Origin of the sequence: Corallococcus sp. 4LFB (assembly GCF_046520365.1) — a bacterium.
GTDB lineage: Bacteria > Myxococcota > Myxococcia > Myxococcales > Myxococcaceae > Corallococcus > Corallococcus caeni.
The window spans coordinates 1-3,662 of the sequence record NZ_JBKGHJ010000664.1 but is presented as its reverse complement, the minus strand read 5'-3'; the positions used below and the strand labels follow the sequence as shown (position 1 = coordinate 3,662).

The following is a 3,662-nucleotide window of genomic DNA, read 5'->3' as shown; positions in this document are numbered from 1 at the left end:
CTGGCGCTGCTGACCGGGCGCTCTGGCGTCCAGGTGCGGCCCTTCCTCGCCGGCACCCTGGGGTGCCTGGGCGCGGAGGTGATGCTGTCGGTGGTGCCGCTGGCCCTGGCGCTCGTCCTGCTGTGCCGCTCCGCCTTCCAGCCCGTGCGCGCGCTGGCGGCGGGCCTGTCCTCCGCCGGGGTGAGCCTGCTCGTCCTTCACGTGCACTGCCCGGACGGCTCCGCGGGCCACCTGATGCTGGGCCACGTGCTGCCGTGGTTCGCGTTGGCGGGCGTGGCGGTGTTCATCCGCTCACGCCTGCCGTCCCGCTCGTACGCGCCCTGAGGGCGCTGGAGCAAACTGGCCGCGGGCGCCCTACTGGAGGCGCGACAGCGCTTCCTGGGGGAAGGCGCGCGCGTCCACCTTGGCGTGCCACTCCTTGATGCGGCCATCCGGCCCGATGACGACGCCCACCCGGCGCGCGTTGGCGGCCGAGGCGTCATCCGCGGCCCCGTAGGCCAGCCCCACCTGGCGGTCCACGTCGCACAGGAGGGGGAAGTTGAAGCCGAACTTCTGGGAAAACGCCTGGTTCTCCGCCGGCGTGTCGAAGCTGATGCCCAGGATGACGGTCCCCTTCGCCTCGTACTGGGTCTGGTGGTCGCGGAAGGAGCAGCCCTCCGCGGTGCACCCGGGGGTGTCCGCCTTCGGGTAGAACCAGAGCACCACGTTCTTGCCCCGGTAGTCCGACAGCCGGTGCGTCTTCCCCGTCGAATCCTGCACGGTGAACTCGGGCGCCACGTCTCCCTGCTTGAGCATGTGCGATGCCTCCTTCATGGGGTGGAAACAGGGGGCGTCGTAGCACGCCCGGGGGGCAGGGAGCCGGGCACCGCTCGGGCGATGTGTGGAGTGGAGTGCAGGCGGACGGCGCCGGGGGCCCCCCATCAAGAGGCTTGAAACCCATCCGCCTCCTCCGTTTAGTAGGTGCACCAAATGAACGACTCCGACGAACCTCCGCCTGCTCATCCAGGGCAGCGGGCGGCCGCGCTCACGCTCTGGGCGCGCCAGAACCTCTCGCGCCTCATCTACATCCTGCTGGGCGCGTCCAACCGCATCCGGCTGCCGACCCCCTCGGTGCTGCCCATCGCGGGCGCGGTGGTGGGGCTCTACAGCGGCCTGGCCGCGGGCATCTTCTCCAACCTCATTGGCGTGATGAGCGGCATCACGTTCAGCGCCGCGGAGCTGACGGCGACGCTGAAGCCGCAGCGGCTGCGCACGCTGATGGAGTCGCTCTCCTCCGCGCGCTGGCACCTGGAGTACGCGCTGGTGGGCGTGCCGCTGGCGCTGGGGGCGCTCCTGCTGGCGCGGGTGATTGAGCCCGGCGGGCCGCGAGACGAGGTGAAGCGCCGCCTGCGCCTGCTGGCGCTGCTGACCCTGGGCGCGCTGTCGCTGTACTACCCGCTGGTGGGGCTGGCGGCGGTGAACGCGGTGTTCGGCCACGCGCACAACCTCCCCGCGGCGCTGCCGCACCTGCCCTGGTGGCTGATGCTGCTCGCGCCCACGGTGGGCGGCCTGGCGGTGGGGCGGATCTTGCGCGACCGGCCGGAGACGCACGGCCATGGCCTTCCGGAGGTGGTGCGCGCGGTGAAGAGCGGCGCCAACGTGGTGCCGGCGGACCGCGGGTTGCTCAAGCTCATCGCGTCCGCCATCACCATTGGCAGCGGCGGCTCCGCGGGCCGCGAGGGCCCCATCGTCTATGGCGGCGCGGCGTTCGCGTCCAGCGTGGGGCGCGTGCTGGGCTTCAGCCGCAAGGAGCTGTCCATCCTCCTGGCGTGCGGCGCGGGCGCGGGCATCTCCGCGTCCTTCAACGCCCCCATCGCGGGCGCGGTGTTCGCGATGGAGATCATCCTGCGCGAGTTCGAGCTGCGGGTGTTCTCCCCCATCATCCTGGCGAGCGTGGCGGGCACGCTGGTGAGCCGGGGCGTGCTGGACGAGGCGCCCATGATCAACCGGGTGAACTACGAGCTGGTCAGCGGCGCGGAGGTGTTCGCGTACGCGGGGCTAGGCATCGGGTGCGGGCTGCTGGCGTTCGCGTTCGTGAAGCTGCTGCACGGCGTGGAGCACTTCTTCCACGGCAGCATGGGCGGGCGGCTGTCCCCGTGGCTGGGAAAGAAGCCGCTGCCGGTGCGCGCCGCGCTGGGCGGCCTGTGCACGGGCTTGCTCGTGTTCTTGAGCCCCACGGTGTGGGGCAGCGGGCACGACTACATCAACATGGCGGCGGCGGGCCACTTGCCCTTCCTCTTCCTGGTGACGGCGTGCGTGATGAAGCTCGTGGCCACGGCGCTCACCATCGGGTCGGGCGGCTCCGGCGGCACGTTCTTCCCGGCGGCCCTCATCGGCTCCATGGCGGGCGGTGCGTTCGGCACGCTGGTGCACTACTTCTTCCCGCACGCCACCGGGCCCAGCGGCGCGTACGCCATCGTGGGCATGGGCGGCGCGGTGGCGGCGCTCACGCGCGGCCCGCTCACCGGCATGATGATGCTGTACGAGCTCAGCGGCAGCCATGAAATCATCCTGCCGCTGATGGTGACGTGCACCATCGCGTCCGCGCTGTGCCACTACCTCACGGAGCGCACCACGCCCAAGGTGCAGAGCGACGAGGACCTGCTGCTGGCCACGCAGGTGCGGGCCCTGATGACGGAGGTGGCGGCGGTGCCCGCGGGCACGCCGCTGCGCGCGCTGACGGACCAGTTGCTCACGTCCGAGGCCGGCACGCTGCCGGTGCTGGACACGCAGGGCAACCTCTACGGCACGGTGCAGGTGGAGCAGCTGCGCGAGGTGTGGCGGGACGAGTCCATGTACCCGCTGCTCGTGGCCAGCGACCTGGCGCGCAAGCTGCCCGCGCTGGCGCCGGACTCGGACCTGGCGCACGCGCTCCATGTGATGGACCACGAGGACGTGGACGCGCTGCCGGTGACGCCCGTGCTGGGGCTGGCCCCGTGCGGGCTCCTCACCCGCGCCGCCGTCCGGCGCTTCCTCTTCGCGCAGCACACCCGCGCGCACGCCGCCGGCGACTACCCCATCACGCCCACCGAGGCGACGCACTGAGCGGTCGCCCCGGAGGTGTCCGACGCGGGCGGAGGGGGGCCCGCGCGGGGGGCGGGGGCTGTCAGGAATCCGGGGGAGCAGGCATCCTTGGGCGCCATGTCCGAACCCGCCCTGTCCGCCCTGCGCGCCGAGCTGTCCTCCACCTTCCATGACGCCCGGGTGCGTCACATGGTGGCCCTGGGACGCAAGGCCCGGACGGACCCGGAGGCGCAGGCGCTGCTGGACGCGCTGGCCCGGGGGGACGCGTTCGAGCGGCGGCTGGCCCTGGCGGCGCAGTTCACGCGGCGCGACGGCGCGGCGGTGCTGAAGGCCACGGCGGACGAGTCCTTCCGCGTGCGCGCGCTGGCGTTCGAGCTGGTGTCGCTGGCCTGTGACGATACGCAGGCGCTGGAGGCGCTGCGCATGGCGCACGGGATGCGCCGCGAGCAGGCCGTCATCCACCAGTTGCGCAAGCGCAGACGGCACGCCGTCATCGACGCGTTCGTGGACGGGCTGGCGGAGCGCGGCGAGCACGCCACCTTCGCGGACACGGTGCCCCTGGCCTCCGGAGCGTCCCGCGCCAGGTGCCGGCGCAGGAC

Annotated in this window: 2 protein-coding genes and 2 pseudogenes; 3 read left to right on the top strand and 1 reads right to left on the bottom strand. The window is 72.5% G+C overall.

The features are described 5' to 3' along the window. Window positions 1–324: pseudogene (locus ACLEQD_RS39130) on the top strand (DUF1109 domain-containing protein); the annotation flags it as partial. Between the two features lie 30 nt (window positions 325–354). Here ACLEQD_RS39130 and ACLEQD_RS39125 read toward each other — a convergent pair. Next, on the bottom strand, window positions 355–795 hold the full coding sequence (locus ACLEQD_RS39125; protein ID WP_410390981.1) for a peroxiredoxin: 441 nt from the start codon (window positions 793–795) through the stop codon (window positions 355–357). 174 nt (window positions 796–969) lie between these two features. On the opposite strand from ACLEQD_RS39125, the gene ACLEQD_RS39120 reads away from it, so the two are divergent. Further along, window positions 970–3,084 carry a chloride channel protein gene (locus ACLEQD_RS39120; protein WP_410390980.1) on the top strand — a complete coding sequence of 705 codons (2,115 nt, stop codon included), beginning with the start codon at window positions 970–972 and terminating at the stop codon, window positions 3,082–3,084. Window positions 3,085–3,180: 96 nt separating this feature from the next. Beyond that, a pseudogene (locus ACLEQD_RS39115) lies at window positions 3,181–3,662 on the top strand (hypothetical protein); the annotation flags it as partial.

Excerpts from the sequence above, each read along its gene's own strand:
- ACLEQD_RS39125 (WP_410390981.1), bottom strand. The coding sequence starts at position 795 with ATGCTCAAGCAGGGAGACGTGGCGCCCGAGTTCACCGTGCAGGATTCG.
- ACLEQD_RS39120 (WP_410390980.1), top strand. The coding sequence starts at position 970 with ATGAACGACTCCGACGAACCTCCGCCTGCTCATCCAGGGCAGCGGGCG.